Here is a 21,400-nt window from a genome sequence, read left to right on the forward strand (position 1 = left end):
AAAAATCATTATAATTTTTTAGTTACCAAAGATTCGATATTGAATACTGCTTCTGGGATTAATTTTCCGGTTTGAGGCAGGTCATCGTAATCGTCTGTGTCTGGCGCTGTGTCTGGATCTGGTGAATGTCTCTGCTCTCCCGTGCGGAACATGATTCGCTCGAAACCGTCTGTTGGCGCGTAAAATATCTTTGTTGATTCTTTTCCATCGTTAACTTTTATAGTATACTGACGGTTTTTAGCATCTAATTTAACTGTGATTGTATATGCTTTGTTTGCTTCGTATTTTGTAACCGAACTCAAACGCGCACCATTTTTTACCTTTAATTCTCCATCCGAATCAAAAATCAATCTTACAGAAGGCAAACCTTGTTTGTTTTGGAATTCAATCTGTAATAAACCATGATTATTTTGCTCTGGTTTTACCGTAAAAATAGCTTCCATTTTTGATGCAAAAGGAATTACTCTTTCAGCACGCGAATAGTCAAAATAATCCTGATCTCTTAAAGTCAGCCATTTTTTACCATCGGCTTTCTTTTCGATTTTGGTTGATGCCCATGAAAGGTCATACGTATTCCACAATTTTAACTCTTGTCCGTCAGGAAGATTATTGAAAACGTCATTTACATTTTCTGTTACTACCGAAGTTACAGGAACAGGGATCGAAGCCACCCAAATATCTTCTTTGTTCATACTGTAACCCACCCAGATTTTTCCATCTGGCGGAGTTCCATTTTTCTCTGTAATTCCACGAACGTATTGAGGACCTGCTGATTTATAATTTCCACCGTAACGCATCGGACTTACTTCTCCATGAACCAATAATAAATCTTTATAATTTAATCCGTCATCGCTTGTTGAAATTGCCAAAGGCCAGCGATATTCCGACGGATTATAAAGCGTTGCATAACGATTGTCTGACGTTTTTTGTCCCCAGATTTTAGCATTGCTGTTTACAAATCCAGGAGCACGCAATGGCATATAATCCCAAGATTTTCCACCATTTCTACTTATTGAAGTTAAAGCGTGTTTCCATAATCCTACTACATTTCCGTTTGGCAAATGGTAATAACTAAAGGCTTTATAAGGTTTCTGTAACGGAATTAATTCATCATCACGATCGGCTTCTTCTACCCATTGCTGTAAAACCAAAGGTTCTGATAAGATTTCTTCGCAGGCTTTTTTCAAACCTTTGTCTTTTGATGCGGTATAAAATGGAAATTTTGATTTCGATTTGTCCCAAGTTTTATTGTATCTAATGAAATAGATTTCGCCGAAACTACCGTCTTTCTTAATTTCACGAATCACACGTCCGATTCCTTTTCCGTCATTTGGGTCGTCTTTTTCATCCATTGCGATTCCATAATACGCTAAAGCAAAAAGTCTATTGTCTTTTGACGTATAAAAGCCCATTCTTTGATGCATAATCGCATCCAGATTTTTGGCAACGCCTTCAACTCCTTCTTTCTTCCATCCGTCAGGAATTCTATAAATTGGGAAAATTACTTCTGGTTTTGTCCAAGTTACACCGTCTTTAGAAGTCATTAATAAAGTTTGGCTTGGCGGAATATGTTCGCCCGAAGGATCGCTTAAATAATGCAGATAAAAAGTATTATTCCAATATGCCATCATCGGCTGGTGATTGTATGTCCAGCCAAAACCATCCGATTTTTCGGGATGTTCACGGCTTGCACGCATAATTTGGGTAGCGTGAACTCCAACCACTGGACTTAATTGTCCGTGATGGTAATCGATGTTTGAAAGTGTTTTGCCAACATAACGCACTGTGTCGTTTTGTGCATTTACAGCGGTGCAAGCCAAAAGGATTGTGGCTGTAATGATGTTGGTTTTTATGTTTTGGAAAGCAATCATTTTATATTTTTTTTGTTTCACGCAGATTTTGCAGATTTTAGCCGATTTAATTTTAATCTTTTTGATTTATACAGATTTAAAAATCTGCTTGATCTGCTTAAATCATTTTAAATCTGCGTGAGATTTTTCTAAACTTTTTTATCTGCTTGATCTGCGGGAGAAAAAAAATTACTCTCGCAGATTTGGCAGATTTAGCTGATTTTTATTTTCTGTCAATTAATCCCTTTAAAACGTCTGCAGAGATTGTTGTAATCGTTCCGTGTTTGTGTCCTTCTGGAAGGCTAATTTTGGATGATACATCTTCAAAATGAACAAAATCTGTTGTGCTTAACGCTTTATAATTCTTTGAGCCATAATTATCATAATACAATAACCAGTTTTTACCGACTTTCACAACTGTTGGACCTTCAGATAAATATTCGGTTAGAGGTTTTGAAGGTTTTTCAAACGGCCCTAAAGGCGATTTTCCGAAAGCTACTTTTATGTTTCGCATAGGTCTTGTATTGTCTTTCAAAACCAAAACATAATCTTTTTTGCTTTTTTTGACAATCACACAATCAATTACACTGAAACCGGGATCGTAATATAATTTTGTATCCGAAAACGTTTTGAAATCCTTAGTCGTTACATAATACATTCTGTGGTTGTTTTTCTCTTCTTCCACTCCTTTTGGATATCTAAATGGAATTGTTGATGCCCAAATAATGATGTATTCCTTTTTTACATCATCATAAAAAATTTCTGGTGCCCAAACATTTACAACTTCTGGTTCGTTTTTCATCACTGGAATATACTGTTGCTCCGACCAATGAATCAAGTCTTTTGAACTTGCGTAACCAAAACCATTTCCGCCTTTCCAGTCGGTTGTCCAAACCATGTGATACGTTCCGTCTGCCCCTTTTGTGATTGACGGGTCACGCATGATTTTACTGGCTCCAATTTCGGGTTTTAAAAACGATCCTTCTAATCCTTTCCAGTTGTAACCGTCTTCGCTGTACGCCAAATATAAACCTTCTGTTGCGGGTTCTCTAAACGACGTAAAAAGATATAAATCTTTCTTTTTCTGCGAATAACTAATCGCAAAAAGTGAAAGGGTTACTATGATGAATATTTTTTTCATGTTTCATTCTGTTTAAACTTTGTCAAAGTTGGCTCACCAGTTTTTATTCTGTAATTGCTTTTTTATCTAAAGAAGTGCCTTTTTTGATTTTCGTTGTTACGTTGTTTAAAACATTGTTTTTCAAGAAAATGTTTTTAGTGTCTTTCCCATCCGCCTCGATAAAAATATCAGTTGGATTGAATGGAAAATTATTGTTGATCAACGCATTCGAAACATTATCTAATTTGATAACCGGAATTCCTTTTATCGCTGTTGAAGATCCAACGTTATCTAAAATAATATTTTTTGAATCTGATATTTTGAAAGAGGAACCAACAGTTGCATTCACTTTTACATCATGAAATTCAACATCGGTCGCCGTACTTACTGTAAAACCTTCTTTTCCGTCCATATTGATGTTAGAGAACGTGATGTTTTGAATTGGCATTTCGGTAATTCCTAGAATTTGCCCAGCTTTGTTTACGTTTGAAGCCGTGATATTACTCATGTGGATATTTCTGAAAATCGGAGTTTTCTCGGTTACAGGCTCAACTGTAGTTCCTTTATCGTAGAAAAGACTCAAAACGATGGCTTCTTCTTTGATGTTTTTCATTACGATATTATCAACACGAATATCTTCAACCACTCCACCTCTTCCGCGAGCCGATTTGATACGAATTCCGCGATCTGTTCCATCAAAAACACAATTGGATATCGTTATTTTTTTGATTCCTCCCGACATTTCGCTTCCAATAACTACTCCGCCGTGACCGCTAAGCATGGTGCAATTTGTGATAGTTACATTTTCTGTTGCTTTTCCATATTTACGTCCGTCACCGTCTCTTCCAGATTTAATTGTAATACAATCGTCTCCAACACTAATATGACAATTTGAAATGTGAACATTGGTACAAGAAGAAGGATTAATTCCATCCGTATTTGGCGAATGCGGATTAAAAATCGAAATTCCGGTAACGGTTACATTATCACAGAATTCAGGGTTGATTGTCCAGAAAGGTGAGTTTTTAAAGGTTACGCCTTCAATTAAAATATTTTTGCAGTTGTAAGCTTGGAAAAAAGATGGTCTGAAAAACTTTTTATCAACTGTTCTTTTGTAATACGGTTCTGTGTAAAGGCCTTTGTTTTGCTCTTCCCACATGGTTTGGTATTTGGTTGGAGGAAGCGGTTCTTTAGCTGTTTCGATTCGGTACACTTCATTCCACCATGCTTTTCCTTGTCCGTCGATTACGCCTCTTCCTGTGATTGTGATGTTTTCAACGTCTTTTGCATAAAATAATGGTTGGAAGCTTTTCATTACAATTCCTTCGTAACGCATCTCTACATAAGGTAAAAAATCATCAAAATTCTCTGAAAATTTCAAAAGTGCTCCCGAATCTAAATGAATCGTAATGTTGCTTCTTAATGTTAAAGCTCCTGTTAAATATTCTCCTGCAGGGAAAAAGATCGTTCCTCCACCGTTTTTAGATGCTTTTTCAATGGCATTCTGAATGGCTTGAGTGCATTTTATTCCTTTGTTGTTTCCGCATTCGTTTAGGATGTTTAGCCAGCCGTCGTTTGCGAAAGTGGTGTTCAATCCAGTTATGAAGCAGAGTATTATTAGTATGTTTTTCATAGTTGTGTTTTTTTGTTCTCTCGCAGATTTGGCAGATTGTGCAGATCTTTTTTTTCTGCCACTCCTGATAGCTATCGGGATCACAGATTAAAATGTCTTTTTTATCTGCTTGATCTGCAAAATCTGCGAGAGTTTTATTATTCGGCTTTTGTGTCACCCTGAGCGAAGTCGAAGGGCGCTTACTATATCAAACAATATGTCCAATCGTTGCGGTCCTTCGACTTCGCTCAGGAGGACATACTAGACTTTTTTTACTTTGACTTCAAAATCAAAACCCAGTCATTACCATCTTCTTTCTTACCTTCTGGCTGAAAATTTTGAGTTCCTTTGTTATCAAATACTCCAATCTTAGTTTTCTTCCCATTTCTCGGATTGTACCAAGTCGCTTCGAATTTATCACCTGAAATTTTTCCTAGTTTTACTTCTATTATTCTTCCATTGTAAGTGTATAGTAAAGCATATTTTTCGCCTCTTATCGCTGGAATATAATCGTATTTTTCTCCTTGATTTACCACTAAAGAAACATCTGGAACTCCTTCTAAAAATGGCACTTCTTCCATTAATTTCTTAATATAAATCATCTGTTTTGCTCCAGGCGCATTGATGGCTGATGCCCATAATTCTTTGTTTCCGTAAGCTGGTTTATCGCCTTTTCTGAACAGTTGCATTACAGCGTTATGTCCGTACGTATAACCTGCTCCACCTGAAAGTACTGACCAATATCCGTAACGGCGAACATCGTTTGCTGTCCATTTTGGCTGTAAAGTATCGTGTAAACCGTGTGGAATTCCTTCATAAGATGGTTCTCCATCAAGTGTAGGTTTTGTAGGTTTTAATTCGAAATCTCTTAGTACAAATTTGTAATTGTCTTCTTTGAAATTCGTTTTTATAGAATCCTGATCGTATCTTCTGTGTCCAGATTGAAACATATTGAAATCCAGCCATTTTTCGTTGTGGAAATTCTCTGAAGAATCGGTTCTTCCAAAAGGGTGGAAAGTTACTAACTGGTTTGGATTGTTGGTTTTTAAAGTATTTCCGATAGCATTCCAGATATCCTGAAATTCGTTTCCATGTGTATCTCCTCCGTTTAACCAAATTATATTGGTTCTGTTTTTATATCGGTTAGCCAAGAACTGAGCGTATTCTGTCGCCTGTTCTTTGCTTACTTTATTTCCTTTTGAAACATTTGTTCCCCAAACCGGAACCATTGCAACGTAAATTCCGTTTTTCTGAGCTACATCTAAAGTGTAATCTACATGATCCCAGTAATCGTATTGCTTTGCATCTTTGAAATCATTTCCTGCCGTAATTAAGGGTTTTGAAACGTCCTCGTTGATTAAAGCTGCATCGCCATAAACGTTAATAGCATTTATATTGTGCAAAACCATTACCTGAACGACATTAAATCCTTTGTCTTTTCTGTCTTTGAAATATTTCTCAACTCCCACTCTATCCAGTTTCCCGAATGCTAACCAGCCCGTGTCGCCTAACCAGAAAAATGGTTTTTCGTTTTCAGTAACAAAATAATGCTGATTTTTAGATACTTTGATTTCAGGCAGAGATGCTTTTGTTTTGGCAGATTGCGAAAATCCGCTTTGTGCTGTCAACATAAAGCTTATACAAAGAGCGTATAAAGATTTAATTTTCAGATTCATTTTGGTTTGTTTTTGAATTTATGTTTCTTGGTTTGTTTGCCACGAATTACACGAATTTTCACTAATTTTTATTCTGCTTGTGTTTATGGTTTCACGCAGATTTCGCAGATTTTCGCAGATCAAAATTTAAAAATCTGTTGAATCTGCTTTTATCTGCGTGAAAAATTTACTCTCGCAGATCTTTCAGATTGAGCAGATTTAATTCAAAATTAAATTCGTGCTAATTCGTGTAATTCGTGGCAAACCCTTCTTTTATTTTTTCACTACAAAAAGCACTTTTTCTTTTATTCCGGCTTGTGGAATTGTGACTTGTTTTCCTCCGCTGATGTTGGCTTTTTTGGTTATATTTCCTGTTGTTGCATTAATCGCAAATACTTCAAATGTTCCTTTTTCGTTTGCTAAATCGATGGTGATATCCTGATCGTTTTTCAAATAAAAAAGATAGCTTTTTCCTTTATTTTCTAACTTCCAAAGATTGTCTGAAAACGTATTTCCGTCAACTAATTTCATTTGGCTTAAAGCGGCATAAAACTGAGGCAGTTCAATTTTCGGAATATTTGGCAATGAAGCTCCAGCCATTAAAGCCGACCATCCAAATCTTGAAGAACCGTCTGTTGAATATAAAATGACTTTTTCAGGATATTTTTCTCTGTATTCACGAACGGCGCGATATACTTGATTGTCGGTTTCTTTTCCTGTTTTTAGTTTTCTCGCATGCTGTCTTGGCGCTAAATTAACGCCTCCTTGCGGTGCATAAACTGAGCCGTCTTCTTTGTAATACCAATAACGAATATCGATTATATCAACGGTTTTATTTCTTTTAGCATCGTTTAAAATAGCATCTTGAACATCTTTTGTTGCACTTAAACCAATTAATCCTTTTTTGCCTGTTTCATCTTTCCACTTTTGGGCTTGGTCTAACCAAAATTCCATAAAATGTAACGGACCTGTATATTCGGCGCTCGTTAACTGAATTACGTTGCTGTTTTCCTGAAAGTTCTCGAATGATTTTCTAATGAAACCTTCGTGTAATTTTCTTCTTTGCGCATTCGTAATATCATAAAACTGCTCCGCCATAAAAATGCGTTTGTCTCCTGCGTATGGTGGTGGCTCCGGAAATCCCGTGCTGTTGATATTGTTAGCAGAACGCCATGGTGAACTTGCCCAATGCGCTCCAGCCTCTAAAATATTGTGCTGAAAATATTGCTGATTGATTAACATTTGTCCGTTTGGTTCTGCCAGAGTTGCAAACTGCGCTAAACGGCTCCAGTACCAATCGTTGAATTTTGTCAAATCGTATTTACTTAAATGATCCCAAGCTAGATCTTGCCCGCTTCTGGCGAAAGGCTGTTCGTAAAATGGAGGCCAAACATCGTCATCGACTCTGCGAACGCGTTCGTGATCGTCCATTCTTCTGTCGTACCATAAACCGTAATTGTGTTCTAAGACAACGATATTGTTTTTTGTTAAATAATCTACTGTTTCTTGTACTTTATCCGTTAATCCGTTTCCTGTTCGTCCTGGAACAAAACGCGTGATGTGTGGTGTAGATTTGTTTACAAAATCATCGGTTAAATCACCTCTCCACCATGCAACGTTGGTTTGTTTTCCTGCAATTACTTTTCCTTCAAAAGTTAACCAGCCATTTTCTGTAGTTACTTTAGACGTTGATTTTTCAGTTTTATTTGGAGCAATTTTTAAATCGTTTGCATTTTTTAAACCTTTACTGTCTGTATTAATCGGATTTGCTTTTGAAGCTTCTACAATCAATTCTTGTAAACTTTTTGCCGTTGTAACAGAGTTTTTAGTCAATTCTGCAGCGACTTCTACACTCGGACTTGAAGAAGCTTCAGAACCTAAATCATAGATAAAAGGCTGAACTGAAAGTTTTCCTAATCTGGCTTCTAGTTGTGTGTAGAATAAACTTCTTGGACTGATATGTTCGTTTACGTTTTTCCAATGTCCATTTCCACCAAATTGTCCCCAAACTCCAAAAGCCCAGTTTTGCGCTGTTGGCGGACTGTAACATTCTACTTTTGATGCTGACGATTCCCAAATTACAGAATTTGCTGCTGTCCATCCAGCTCCTCTTCCTCCTTGTTCTCTGTTGTTATAGCTTAATGCTTTTCCGTCGATATTGGCAATGTCAAATAAAACTCCAGTTGCCCAGCTTCCAATTGCACCGCTGTTTTCGAATGGAAAATGTGATTCGCATTGTACGAAAACATTTGGTCCAGTTGTACCGAATCCGCCAACGGCAAAATCATGATATCCAAATTCGGAGTAACAACGCTGGAATAAAGTCTGCTGACCTTCGGTATAAAAAGTATGTCTTCTAAATGAAGCGATTTCTGAAATTGGTTCAGTTGCAATACAATCTTCAACCGTAATTTGCTGACTTGTTTTTAAAACCGTAACGGCACCTCCTGCAAAGTGTTTGAAATTAACTTGTTTTACCCAAGCATTTCTGGTGTTTTCAATGCTAATGGCCTGCCAACGATGTTCTTCGTCTTTTAAATTTGAAGGATTGTAAGTTGATTTTATTAAGATATTTTCAATTCCGTTATTTTCAGTTCTTCCTTGCCAAGAATAAACAGTTACTTTAGAAGTTCCGAAAACATCATCTAAAGACATTGTGATTGGAGCATTTACCGTTACTTCGTTTCCGTTGATTTTGGTTACAACACGATTCCAAGTTGTCGCCCAATCCCCTTTTTTCCAGCCAATCCAAGAAGTTTCTCCGCCGAAATCCTGCATTTTAACCTCTTTAATGAAATTATCCGTTAAAGGTTTGCTGATTTCGATTTCCTCGCCAACTTTTAATTTTGATGTATTTTTTAATTGGATTTTCTGTGTTCCAAGTGGCGTGTAAGCGTTTGCGAATTCAAATGAATCTTTGTACACTTTATCATTTTCACCCAAAATTCTAATTAGAGCTTCTCTTTCTAATCCGGTTCCTAAAAGTACAGTTCCGTTTTCGGTATTACCGCTTCCTCTTAAAACAACTCCCGATTTTCTAATGTATAATGTTCCACTGATTTTAAAAATTCCTTTGTCTAACAAAACTGCTCCACGAAATCCTGATTTATCAGGTTTTAATGCACTTACATAATCAATTGCATTTTGGATTTTCTGCGTTGCATCTTCTTCTTGCTGCGAAACAAGAATTTTGTTATCCAAATTCGGAATGGCAACTTCTGAGTTTCTATATCCTGCAAAAGAAAAATCTGGAATTTGATTTCCTTGATTATCAGCTGTGAAAGAAAGTTTGCCTTCTTTTGTTTTTATAATGTCTGGAAAATTGTTTTGGGCTGTGATGTTTCCGCTAATAAACAAAGTAATACACATTAAAGAAAATGTGTTTTTAAAAGAAGAAACTATATTTTTTAATTGATCGAAATTCACTTTTTTTCTTAATTTAAATTTCAGAGTTTAGATTCTTAAAATTAACCTTTTAAGGAACAATAAATTTATAAAATCCTATTTTCTCCAATCTTGTCATTTCGACGAAGGAGAAATCTTCGTTGCTACATCGCCAAAGATTGATATTCTTTGTGGAGCTTCTTGCGAAGATTTCTCCTTCGTCGAAATGACAAACTAAGCGGATATTACATTTAAGAGACCTAACAGGTTTTAAAAACCTGTTAGGTCTTCATAATTTTTCTATTGTAATAAAGACTTTAATTTTGACAATGTATCTGTATTGTTTTCCGTTTTCGTCCAATCAACTTTAGTGTTTGGATCGATTCCGTTAAAATATTTTTCGATATTAGTGTAACCATCTCCGTTTGCATCTTTATTGGCATCTGAAGCATCGTTAGGATTTAAGCCATATTTCTTCTCCCAAGCATCTGGAATTCCATCATTATCTGAATCTTTATAAGCTTTTCCTTTGTAAGTTGGATATCCGCCAACTTGATCAGGATGCGTTATAATTCCTTTTTTATATGAGTCAGCTGGTAATCTTCTTTTGATATATTCTTTTCCGATATTATTTTCTAAACCATCTTTTACTTCGATTTTTCCTGTACGAACTTGTTTGATGACTCTTTCGTCAACAGCATCTCTTTTCGGAATTGTTGCTCCAACATTCGTCAAAACAAAATCATAAGCTTCTTCTGCCGACATGATATTGAATTTTGGCATTGAAAAAGGTTTTGGCTGTTTAATTGCTGCTAAAAATTCTTTTGTTTCCGCTTCTGGAAGGTTTTCCAATTGTACTCCTCCATTCCAGTTGTCTGCTGTAACTTCTGGAGAACCTACAATAAAGTTTCCTGAAACGTAAGCTCTTCCGTATTGTTTTGGTTCAATATATCCAGATTCAGGTTTTACGATTCTATGTGCAATAGGTTCGTTTTGTGGCGTTATTGGCCCTGGTTTAAAATAGTTGTTGATGATGTTCAACATCGAACGATAATCACCGCCATCAAGAGTACGATTCCACCAATTAAATACTACGTTATTCACAAAATTAAAGTCGCCATACATTCCGATAGAAGCATTTCTTGAAATGTTGTCGGCCCATAAGTTGCGCATAAAAGTACTATTTAATCCGCCGATTGTACTTCCAAAAGCATGATTATAAGTATCTAAACCTTCTGATGAAATAGTGTTTTGAATCGTGATATTACAAGCTGGTAATTTCTCCAGTTTTGATTTTGCATTAGCTGCAAATTGATGTCTGTATAAAGAAATATTTTCGTCCAATCCCCAGCTTACAGAACAGTGATCGACAATGATATTTCCCATTGGATTTCCTCCAAGCGCATCGTCTCTTCTAGTAACTTCGGTTGCTCCACGACGGAAACGCATATGGCGAATAATAACATCGTGTGTATCAATTTCTAAAGTTTCTCCTGCAATACAGATTCCGTCACCTGGAGCGGTTTGTCCAGCAATAGTTACGTAAGGCGCACGCATGCTGATTCTTTTTTTCAGTTGAATGATTCCTGAAACGTTGAAAACAATTGTTCTTGCTCCAACGGCTTCACAGGCTTCACGAAAAGTTCCTTTTCCGCTGTCTTCTAAACTCGTAACCACAAATATTTTTCCGCCTCGTCCACCTTGTGTATATGCTCCACCGCCTTCTGCACCCGGGAAAGCAGGAATGTCAGCAAAAACAAAATCTTTTGGATAGGATGCCCAAGGTAAATAGGGTTTTCCTTGTTTTGCTTCTTCTTTGATTATATGAAGATTAGCATTCCAGATTTCGCTCAGCCTTTTTTCTTCGTCAGCTAAAATAGCATCGGCTTTTTCTTGAACGGGTTTTGGAATTACGGGATATTGAGCATACGCCGATGATACAAGAGAACAAAATGACAATGCCATAAATGTTCTTTTTAAAGTATGGTTTGGAAAAATATTTTGCATTGAATTGTGTGTGGTTGTAGTTAATAGTTGTAATAGAAAGTTTTAAAAGAGAAAATTATTCTTTTGCAGTCGAATCTTTTACTTTATTCTTTTCTCTTTGTTCGACACGTTCGTGCCAATCTTTACTTTCTTTATTTAAATCGTAACCTTGTTTTGATAAATAGTTGTTGATTCTTCCTTTGTATTTACCAAACCAGCCGTGTTTTTCTTTAGAAGAACCTGCGTCCATTGCGTGCTCTCTCGCTTCAACTAAAGCTTTGTAGATGTAATCTTTTTGTTCTGCTGTTAAGTTTGGAAGCATATCGTTGTAACCTGCAACTGTAATTGGAAGCACTCCATAAGTCATTCCGTCTTTAACTTCAGTAATTTTATCTTCTGACAATTCTTTACTTAGTTTTTTGATATAAGATTTATGCAGTTTTGCAATTGACTCGTCTGCTTTTGCTTTTAGTTTATCAATTTTCTCGTTTTGCTTTTCTTTTGCTAAAGAAGTGTCTTCTTTTACTTTTTTGATTTCAGCATCTCTTCCATCTTGGATTTCAGTTAGATCTCTGAACTGCTGTGCAATGATGTTTGAAACAGCTTTTTCTTTTGCTTCGTTTTTCAAATCTAATTTGGTAACGATTTTCGCAGCTCTTTCGTTAGTAACTTTTACATATTCAGGATCTAAATGTTGTTGTGCAATATTACTCCCAAACACTAAAAACATCATTAAAACACCTATATTTTTTATTAATTTCATCTTAATAAATTTTATGAATTACAATATTTAATCTGCCTAATCTGCTAAATCTGCGGGCTAATTTTTTTATCTCGCAGATTTAGCAGATTTACAGATTTTTATTCTGCTGTTTCTAATCTCGCCGATTCTTATTTTAAATCTAATAAAGCTCTAACTAATGTTTCTTTGTTATTAGCCAAATCTTTCCAGTCTACTTTTATCGCAGGATTTACACCGTTGATGTAATCCTCAATATTTGAATATCCGTCTCCGTTTAAATCTCCTTGCGCATCAGATGGATCGTTCGGGTTTAAACCGTATTTTTTCTCCCATGCATCCGGCATTCCGTCTTTGTCTGTATCTACGTAAGGTTTTCCTTTGTATTCAGGATATCCTCCAACTTGAGAAATATCTGTAATTATTCCTTTTTTATAAGAATCCATTGGAAGTCTTCTGTGCTCGAATTGATAGAAAGTCTTTTTCTCTAATCCTTTTGCATATTCTGGAACTCCAGTTTTTACCGTTCTTACGATTCTTTCGTCAACTTTATCTCTAAGTGGTAAGGTTGCTCCAACATTTTTAAGTACGAACTCATAAGATTCTTCAGCAGTCATGAATTTATTGAACCAAGGCATTGGGAAAGGTTTCTCTACTTTCATCTTTGCGAAATAGTCTTTCGATTCATCATAAGTCATTAACTCACCTTTTTTATTTTCGATTTGAATACCTCCATCCCAATTGTCTTTAGTAACTTTTTCGTTTCCGTTAATTACGTTTCCGTTTACATAAGCTCTACCGAAAACCATATAAGGCAATTTGCTTCTTCCAGATTCTGGTTTTAAGATTCTGTAGCTTATTGGTTGTGTTAAATCGGTTACAGGACCTGGTTTGTAGAAATTGTTGATGATATTGTAATTAGCAGTGTAATCTCCACCATCTGTAGATCTGTTGTACCAGTTGAAAACTACGTTATTCACAAAATTGAAAATTCCGTTCCAACCGATAGAAGGGTTTCTTCCTGCATTATTAGCCCACATATTTCTCATGAAAGAGCAATTTTCACCACCTAAAGTACTTCCGAAAGCATGGTTGTAAGTATCTAAAGCTTCTCCAAACAAACTGTTTTGGATTGTAATATTTACCGTTCCCACTTTAATGTCTGGATAACCTGGTCCAGGATTGTACATATGTCTGTAAATTGACATATTTTCATCTAATCCCCAAGTTGCAGAAACGTGGTCGATCATAATGTTTCCTACAGGATTTCCTCCGATAGCATCATCACGACGGCCTACAAAAGTTTCTCCGCGACGGAAACGCATATGTCTAATCACTACATCGTGAGTATCAATCCAAGTTGATTCTCCCGCCACGCAAATTCCATCTCCAGGAGCTGTTTGTCCAGCAATTGTGATATAAGGTGCACGAATGATTAATGGGCTTTTAAGTCTGATAATTCCAGCAACATTAAATACCACTATTCTCGCTCCTCCTTGTTCGCATGCTTCACGTAATGTTCCTGGTCCGCGGTCTTCTAGACTTGTTACCGTGTAAACTTTTCCGCCACGACCACCGAATGTGTACATTCCTCCACCCTCAGCACCTGGAAAAGCAGGAATTTCTGCCTGAGGTAAATCTGTTGGTCTTGCTGCCCATGGAATGTATGGTTTTCCATGTCTAGCTTCTTCTTCAATAACGACTAAAGCTTTTTCCCAAGCTTCATCAGAAAGTCTTTGAGCTTCTTCTTTGATAGCTTTTTCCTGAGCCTGAACTTCTGGACTAATCTTCGGATATTGAGCAAAACATTTTGCACTTCCTAAAAAAAGCAGAGATGATGCGATAAATAATGCGGAATTTTTCATGTTAATTTCTAGTTGTGGTAATTCTTTTTAAACAAATCACCTGTATCTTTTAACGAATACAGGTGAAAAGCTTTATATAATAATCATTGTTTTGATATTAAATCTATTCTTGATAATTGAAGGTTCCAGCGGTTCCGCCGTTCCATCCAACCGTTTGCTGCAACCAGTTATTCTGAGTTAGAATACTTGTTTGTAACCCCATTATATAATAGTTTGGGTTAAATTTAATTTGCGCAGCAACGTTGTTTACGTTATCCATTGGAGTCAATAAGTTTGTGAATACAAAATTATCAGTGTAAAAAGTTGCTAAAGCGTCAATTTGACTGCTAAAATTAGCTGAATCAGGATCTACGCTGATTGCTGCACGTGCACTAGACAATGGATCTGTTTTAGTAGCAGCATTTTTATATTGTAAATAATATCCTGTACGTTGTGTACCGTTAATTGGCGTTAAACCTAATTTAGAAACTGTCCCACCATTAATACCTGGAAGAGCTTCATCACTGTAAAGCATCCAACGCTGCACATCCCAAAAACGTTTTCCTTCGTAAGCTAATTCTACTCTACGCTCATATAAACAAGCAGCAATAGCAGCATATTTATCAGCCAAAATACCAATTCCGTAGTTATCAGCAGAAGGAATTCCTACACGAGCTCTAATTTTTCCTAGGTAATTAATTGTATTACCAATATCGCCTTTTGCAGCGTAACATTCAGCAATATTTAGTAACAATTCTGCATAACGATACTCAAGAATATTAGTTACAGAATATTGGAAACTACTAGCATTTGATGCAGTAACATTTGACATTTTTCTTACGTATGCAGGGCTATTTTCTTGATTATTGTCACTAAAGTATGGTTTATCTTTATCTGATCCATCTAACCAACGATAAGACCAAGCTACACTGCTTGTACTTTCTGCATATCCCCATTTCATTCCAGAAAAAGCAAATGTTCTGTAAAATCTAGGATCACGTTTTTTAAAGAATAAGAAAGGATCGTAACCATTGGCTGCTGTAGGTTTTTTTCCGTTATCCATTGGAAACAAGTCGATCATTTCTTTTGGCGCTTCAAATGCTCCTGTACCGCCTTGGCTAACTAAACGCATTGCTTTTTCCCATGAATTGTTATTACTAACAGAAAGAGTTGCTCCGTTTCCTAACAATTGAACCACAATAGCTTCTTTATTAAATCCTTCTAATGTAAACATATCATTCCATTGTTTTGCTGAACTTCCGTATAAGCCATATCCATCAGCTGTCAATTGAGTTTCTGCTGCTAAACCAGCTTGTAGTGCAGCATCCCATCTTTCTGTAGAACCATCCCAGTTTTTATTGAACAATGGACTTGCATAGGTTAATAGTACTCTTGCTTTTTGTGCCAAAGCTGCTCCTTTTGTAAAGCGTCCATAATCTGCGCCTGCGTCTGGCCAGTTTCCTGGTAATAACGAAGCTGCCATATCTAAATCTGCAACAATTTGATTTACTACTTCAGTAACTGAAGCTCTTGGCAATTTAATTGCATCATTTGTAGAAGTTGCTGCTTGTGTTGAAGTAACAAGAGGCACACCTCCATACATTCGCATTAAATCAAAATATTGAAGCGCTCTTAAATAATACACTTGGCCTTTTGCACGATCACGGAATGTTTTATCTAAACTAGATCCTTTTACATCTACTTCTTCTAAGAAGCTATTACAGTCTCTGATACGGTTGTAAGGCTCATTTTTAATTTTATCTTCTAGTTTTGTTCCAAAATAATTTGTTGCATCATCAGAATTTACTAATGTTTTTGTTGGATTTACAAGGTCTGTAATTCCTCCTATTTCTTCTGTTAATCTAGAATATGCATCGGTGTACTGACCTACAAAAGTAGCTTGTGGAGACTTAAATGCATAGAAAAAGTCATAATATAGGTTGTTTATATACCAATTTGTACGCTCTTGACTTTCATAAAATGAATCATCAATCTGTCCAAAATTTTTCTTATCTTCAAGAAAATTGTCACTACATGAAGCACTAACTATAAGTAATACTGCAAGAGTTAATATTGAGTTTATTCTTAGTTTCATAATTACTTATTTTTTTTAGAATGATACACTTAAGTTAACAGACCAAGTTCTCAATGTTGGATAAGTGTCATAAGATGAATCATACATATTACGATAATGGTCAGGATATGGATTGTAGAAATCCCAAAGATTATTTCCAGTTACACCCAATGACAAACTACTAATATTTAATTTATTTAAAACATCTTTTGGCAAACCGTAACCAATTGTTAAGTTTCTAACAAAACAACGGAAATTATTTAATTGCCAGAAGTTTGAAGGAGCACCAACCAATTCATCGTCATATAATGCTAAGTTAGGATACTTACCATTGACATTATCTGGTCCGTACATATCTGTCCAATAGCTTTCGTGAGCCCACATATTGTGTGCTGTAGCAGTTCCTTGTTTTACTACATCAAGTTCGCGGAATCCACCCCAAGATGTAGAGATTTGAGTTCTCATATAAAAACTTTTGTATTTCATACCTAAATTGGTAGTAAAACCATAGGTTCTATTTGTATTTACTAATTTCTGATAATCCAAATTTTTATCAATTCTTCCGTCAGGTCCTGCTTGTTTACCAGTTGCAGGATCAAATGCTCCACCGACATCTTCATAAGCCAACATACCTTTAATCATACCAGATATACTTGTAATTTTATTAAAACTAGGTGTTGTTCCGGCTGCAGCAGCTCTTTCTGATAAGTAAGCCCAGTAGTTTGCAATATCTTCATCTGTACGTAAAATTCCGTCTCCAGTAGATGTTCCGTTCCAAGTTTTGAATCCCCAGTATGGGAAGAAAGAAGAAGATCCAGTTTGAGTTACATTAAATGATGGATGTTGCAAAGCTTGCTCTGGATATTTTTTCACTTTATTATCTGAGTAACCAAAGTTCACTCCAACATTATAACTAAAATCATCTTTGATTTTATCACTCCAGTTCAAACTTACCTCAAGTCCCCAAGCATCAACAGCTGCATAGTTTTGTTCAGCAAAACCACCACCAACTGAAATTGGCACACCAACAGCACCAGCCATGTTAGTTAACATATCTGTTGTTCTATCATAATAGAAGTCAGTACTAATTTGCAATCTATTTTTCAATACATTTACATCAAGCCCAACGTTGTTTTTGATTGTTGTATCCCAACCAACATTCCTATTTGGGTTAACTTTTGGAGTAACTCCTCCTCCTAAAGATCCACCAGTAGCACCAGTTCCAAACACAGCACCTTTATCAACAATAACATCATAATACTGCATCCATCTCCAAGCTTGTACGTTATCTTTTCCTGTTTTACCAATAGAATAACGAAGTTTAAGAAAATCTACACCTGGCAATGCTTTAGTAAACCAATCTTCTTTAGACACAATCCAACCTGCTTGAAGTGATGGGAAGAATCCCCAATAGTTTTCAGGAGCAAATTTTGTTGAAGCATCGCTACGGAAAAGGAACTCTAATAAGTATCTAGATTTAAAACTGTAATTAAATCTACCTAAGTAAGAAAGTGTTCCTGATTCTCCTTTTGTATTAATTGAGTTTGAAGAAATTGTTCCTGCTGTCTGATAAGTTCCAGCATAATCTTTTCCTGTACCTTCATATGCTAAACGTGTTGTTCTGTATTCAGCTTCTGTACGCTCCATACCAACCATACCACTAACATCATGATTACCAAATACTCTTGCGTAGTTTGCAAAAAAGTTAGCTTGATTATTTCTGCTAAGAGAAGTATTATAGTATACGCGTGAGTTACGAACGTTAGTATCAATTTGATAATAAGGGTCAACACCATTATTTACAGTAGTTGGAACTGCAGAACTTGCTAAGTGCATATCTGCTTTTTCGTATCCAACAATTCTTGCCAAGTCAAATGGTAACTGAACTTGTTCTGTATATCCTGTGCTTTCTGTTCTTGCAAACGTACCTTTAAGAGATAATCCTTTTACGAAAGGAACTTTATAGTTCAAAGACATATTCACGTTATATGAAAAATCATCTGAAATTTGTTTCGAACCATTGTTTAATGTTGCAAAATAGTTCCACCCTGCAATTGTAGTATTAGCATTAGCACTTCCTAAAGTTCTAGTTGTTTTAGGAAATGGAGACATGTAATATTCTTTATCATTAACTACCGTTTCCCAAGGAATATATTTAGGCATATGTAGCAAATAACCATAATCAGCTTGCTCACCACCACCTGCAATACTACCATAACTACTGTCATTGATATTAGCAGATGCTTTAGTAAACGATTTTTCTATGTCTCCAGAATTGGTAGCAATTGCAGCAGAAAAATCCATTGAATTAGAAATTTTAGCATTAATACCAGTTCTAAAATTCCATTTTTGATAATCTTGCTTACCTAAATTAGCTCCTTGAGTAAAATAGTTTAAACCTGCAAAATATGTCATTTTTTCGTTACCACCAGTAACTGTCAAAGTATGTTTGTCTTGAATTGCTGGTTTCCAAGCTTCTTTTAACCAATCATAATTCAAGCCTTTCATTTCTTCTAATTCTCGATCAGAAAAATAACCAACCCCATTATTGCTTAAATTTTTTACAGACAGATATCTATTAGACCAAACTCCATAATCATAAGCGCTCATGGTTTTACTATGGCTTACCGCATCATTTACTGCAAACTGACTGTAGTATGAAAATTTGGTAACACCAGCTTTACCTCTTTTTGTTTTAACCACAATTGCTCCTTGTGAAGCACGAGAACCATAAATAGCTGCAGAAGCATCTTTTAATACAGTAATACTTTCTATCTCTGAAGGATCCAAACGGTTAAAAGCATCTAAAGTTGGAAAACCAGATACTGGATCTACCTGAACCATATCATCAATTACAATTAATGGTGTATTAAATCCTCCATCTTTAGAAAAACTAAATGTTTGACGAATTTGTAATGAAGCAGCATCACCAGGACGTCCGCCTCCATCTATAACAGCCAATCCAGGAACCAATCCTTTCAATGCATCAGATAAGTTAGAAACAGGTAAATCTTGTACATCTGCTGCATTAATTGTTGCAATCGCACCCGTAAGTTTTTCCTTTTTCTGTGTACCGTAACCTACTACAACTATATTTTGAAGTTCATTTGAATCTTCAGCTAATTTTGCATCTACTACAGTACGTCCATTAATAGGAATTTCTAATTTTTTCATTCCTATAAATGAAAACACTAAAGTAGCGCCTTGTCTTACTTTTATTTGATACTTACCATTAAAATCTGTTGTAACTGTATTCTTTGTAGATTTCTCAGTTACATTTACGCCAGGAAGAAGGCCTGATGTATTATCAGTAACAGCTCCTGTTACCGTAACTTGATTACTAGAGCCTTGAGCATAACTCAATACACTCATCAGTGCAAACAAAAGAAAACTACATCTTCTTATAAGTGCTTGTTTCATAAATGTTTTTTTTGGTTAGGTTATTAATGTTAGTTAGTCATGTTTTAAACATGTCTTAATTTTAATAAAACTTTATTTAAAGAAATCTTAACTAAAGATTATTAAATGTTTAAAACACATTTATTTTAATATTCCAAAAATAGGACGATGATACATGAGAACCGTCCTGCTCTATCCTGTTTTAATCGCAGAATGTCAAAAAAAATGTGACTAAAAAAACAATATTAATAAAAAACGAATGGAAAAAATAGATGAACCTAAATATTTCGGGCAAATGTTTGCTTAAAAGAAAATTTATAAACTCATTTTGACGAAAAAACAATAAGATTTATATCAAAAATAAACATATAGTATATATTCTGCAAAATTAAACTGTATCCCTACTGATAAATAAGTGCTTATGAAATACCCTTTTCTTACGAAAACGATAGAGAAAAATACTAAAAGTATATTTATTTTACGATAAAAAACTTACAAAACAATAAACAGGATAGTTACAGGATAGCATAAAAAAAGGTTGAATAATTTTTACTAAAAAATATATTTTTTAAAAGTAAATTCTGACCAACGAAATTTAAACGATAATCTATCCATTTTTTGTTAACCCAAAAACAACAAAAAACCCACTAAACATTGATGTCAGCGGGTTTTTGTTAAATTAAAATTTTGTTCTGTTTAAGGTTCCCTATTTTGGGTAAAATTAAAGCACTATTTATTCGGATCCCATCCGTTTAAAACTAAATCTCGATTGTATTTTTTAAGATCTTCCTTCTTCAATTGATGCGACCACGATACGCGTTGCGAAATATACTTTGCGCTCAAACCTTTACTTCCAAATTCTGCATAATAAGCAGTTTTGTCCTTATTAGGAAATCGAGTATCAATCCATTCATTCCAACCTTCTGGAATAATATGCGAACCTAAATCTGTATTAATGAAAACGGTTTGTGCATAAGGTCTCCACGGCCTTCCCAGAAATACTTTATCTACCGATTTGTCTTTTGCGGTAAGCTTGCAATCCACAAAAACAAAACCATAAGCTTGCCCTTGCGGAGTCGAAGCTGCTGTAATATAAGAATTCACTAAACTTTCAATAGTGCACTTATAAAAATAAGCCGTTGCAGCGCCAAAGATAAAATCGGTTGTACCGTTGATGAAACAGTTTTCAAAATAAGTTCGAGTATTTCCTTCTGATAAATAAAGCGTATCCTGATTGGCTAAAAGATTGCAATTCTTTACAATTACTCTATCGCCTTTAATGTGAAGTGCAACTGCTTGCCCTACTCGTCCCGCCGTATTTTCAACAGTAAGATTTTCAAGCGTACAATCATTTCCTTTAATCATGAAAGAATACGAAGTTCCCGTTCCAAATTCTTTTTTACCAGATGGATCTGGTTCCCGAAGCGGTTTCCCTGAATAATCATCAAATGAAATAATCGTTTTATTTCGATCTAGACCTTTTAAAGTAATAAAGGGTTTTGAAGCAGGAATTTCTAACTTTTCAACATACTTTCCTGGTTTTATAGTAATTACTACTCGTTTTTCTGAATTGTCTTTTACATTATTCACCGCTTCCTGAATCGTTTTGAAATCTCCTGAACCGTCTTGAGCAACGGTTACAGCGAGTTTATTATCGAGCGTTTGGGCTGATAATGAAAGTGTTATTAAAAATAAAGCCAGAATATATTTCATAGTTTTTAATATTTAAAATTTTTA

At 35.5% G+C, this 21,400-nt stretch carries 11 protein-coding genes; all 11 read right to left on the reverse strand.

The features are described from left to right. Nucleotides 1-8 precede the first annotated feature (8 nt). The 11 genes from JC605_RS17145 to JC605_RS17195 all read right to left on the reverse strand — a co-directional run bounded on the left by JC605_RS17145 (nucleotide 9) and on the right by JC605_RS17195 (nucleotide 21,376). Complete coding sequence (locus JC605_RS17145) at nucleotides 9-1,892, reverse strand: six-hairpin glycosidase (RefSeq protein ID WP_370569060.1); 1,884 nt, start codon at nucleotides 1,890-1,892, stop codon at nucleotides 9-11. 181 nt (nucleotides 1,893-2,073) lie between these two features. Next, nucleotides 2,074-2,991, reverse strand: a complete 918-nt coding sequence (locus tag JC605_RS17150) for a glycoside hydrolase family 43 protein (RefSeq protein ID WP_198857371.1) — start codon at nucleotides 2,989-2,991, stop codon at nucleotides 2,074-2,076. Nucleotides 2,992-3,034: 43 nt separating this feature from the next. After that, nucleotides 3,035-4,603 carry a glycoside hydrolase family 28 protein gene (locus JC605_RS17155; protein ID WP_198857372.1) on the reverse strand — a complete coding sequence of 523 codons (1,569 nt, stop codon included), beginning with the start codon at nucleotides 4,601-4,603 and terminating at the stop codon, nucleotides 3,035-3,037. Between the two features lie 251 nt (nucleotides 4,604-4,854). Further along, nucleotides 4,855-6,258: a glycoside hydrolase family 140 protein gene (locus JC605_RS17160; RefSeq protein WP_198857373.1), complete on the reverse strand. Its 1,404-nt coding sequence runs from the start codon at nucleotides 6,256-6,258 to the stop codon at nucleotides 4,855-4,857. A gap of 252 nt (nucleotides 6,259-6,510) precedes the next feature. Continuing rightward, nucleotides 6,511-9,663 (reverse strand): DUF6298 domain-containing protein, encoded by a 3,153-nt coding sequence (locus JC605_RS17165; protein ID WP_370569061.1) that lies wholly within the window; start codon nucleotides 9,661-9,663, stop codon nucleotides 6,511-6,513. Between the two features lie 258 nt (nucleotides 9,664-9,921). Further along, nucleotides 9,922-11,628, reverse strand: coding sequence for a polysaccharide lyase (locus JC605_RS17170; protein WP_198857374.1), 1,707 nt, complete (start codon nucleotides 11,626-11,628; stop codon nucleotides 9,922-9,924). A 55-nt stretch (nucleotides 11,629-11,683) separates the two neighbouring features. Beyond that, on the reverse strand, nucleotides 11,684-12,370 hold the full coding sequence (locus JC605_RS17175) for a DUF3826 domain-containing protein (RefSeq protein ID WP_233074147.1): 687 nt from the start codon (nucleotides 12,368-12,370) through the stop codon (nucleotides 11,684-11,686). A gap of 128 nt (nucleotides 12,371-12,498) precedes the next feature. After that, a complete protein-coding gene (locus JC605_RS17180; protein ID WP_198857375.1) occupies nucleotides 12,499-14,211 on the reverse strand; it encodes a polysaccharide lyase in 1,713 nt (570 codons plus the stop codon). Between the two features lie 103 nt (nucleotides 14,212-14,314). Next, entirely contained in the window at nucleotides 14,315-16,285 is a 1,971-nt protein-coding gene (locus JC605_RS17185) for a RagB/SusD family nutrient uptake outer membrane protein (protein WP_198857376.1), read from the reverse strand. 15 nt (nucleotides 16,286-16,300) lie between these two features. Next, nucleotides 16,301-19,684, reverse strand: coding sequence for a SusC/RagA family TonB-linked outer membrane protein (locus JC605_RS17190; RefSeq protein WP_198857377.1), 3,384 nt, complete (start codon nucleotides 19,682-19,684; stop codon nucleotides 16,301-16,303). A 708-nt stretch (nucleotides 19,685-20,392) separates the two neighbouring features. After that, nucleotides 20,393-21,376 carry a pectinesterase family protein gene (locus JC605_RS17195; protein WP_198857378.1) on the reverse strand — a complete coding sequence of 328 codons (984 nt, stop codon included), beginning with the start codon at nucleotides 21,374-21,376 and terminating at the stop codon, nucleotides 20,393-20,395. Between the last annotated feature and the right edge of the window lie 24 nt (nucleotides 21,377-21,400).

It is taken from the genome of Flavobacterium sp. IB48, from assembly GCF_016405855.1.
GTDB classification, from domain to species: Bacteria; Bacteroidota; Bacteroidia; order Flavobacteriales; family Flavobacteriaceae; genus Flavobacterium; species Flavobacterium ginsengisoli.

Excerpts from the sequence above, each read along its gene's own strand:
- JC605_RS17195 (WP_198857378.1), bottom strand. The coding sequence starts at position 21,376 with ATGAAATATATTCTGGCTTTATTTTTAATAACACTTTCATTATCAGCC.
- JC605_RS17185 (WP_198857376.1), bottom strand. The coding sequence starts at position 16,285 with ATGAAACTAAGAATAAACTCAATATTAACTCTTGCAGTATTACTTATA.
- JC605_RS17150 (WP_198857371.1), bottom strand. The coding sequence starts at position 2,991 with ATGAAAAAAATATTCATCATAGTAACCCTTTCACTTTTTGCGATTAGT.
- JC605_RS17175 (WP_233074147.1), bottom strand. The coding sequence starts at position 12,370 with ATGAAATTAATAAAAAATATAGGTGTTTTAATGATGTTTTTAGTGTTT.
- JC605_RS17155 (WP_198857372.1), bottom strand. The coding sequence starts at position 4,603 with ATGAAAAACATACTAATAATACTCTGCTTCATAACTGGATTGAACACC.
- JC605_RS17190 (WP_198857377.1), bottom strand. The coding sequence starts at position 19,684 with ATGAAACAAGCACTTATAAGAAGATGTAGTTTTCTTTTGTTTGCACTG.
- JC605_RS17170 (WP_198857374.1), bottom strand. The coding sequence starts at position 11,628 with ATGCAAAATATTTTTCCAAACCATACTTTAAAAAGAACATTTATGGCA.
- JC605_RS17180 (WP_198857375.1), bottom strand. The coding sequence starts at position 14,211 with ATGAAAAATTCCGCATTATTTATCGCATCATCTCTGCTTTTTTTAGGA.
- JC605_RS17160 (WP_198857373.1), bottom strand. The coding sequence starts at position 6,258 with ATGAATCTGAAAATTAAATCTTTATACGCTCTTTGTATAAGCTTTATG.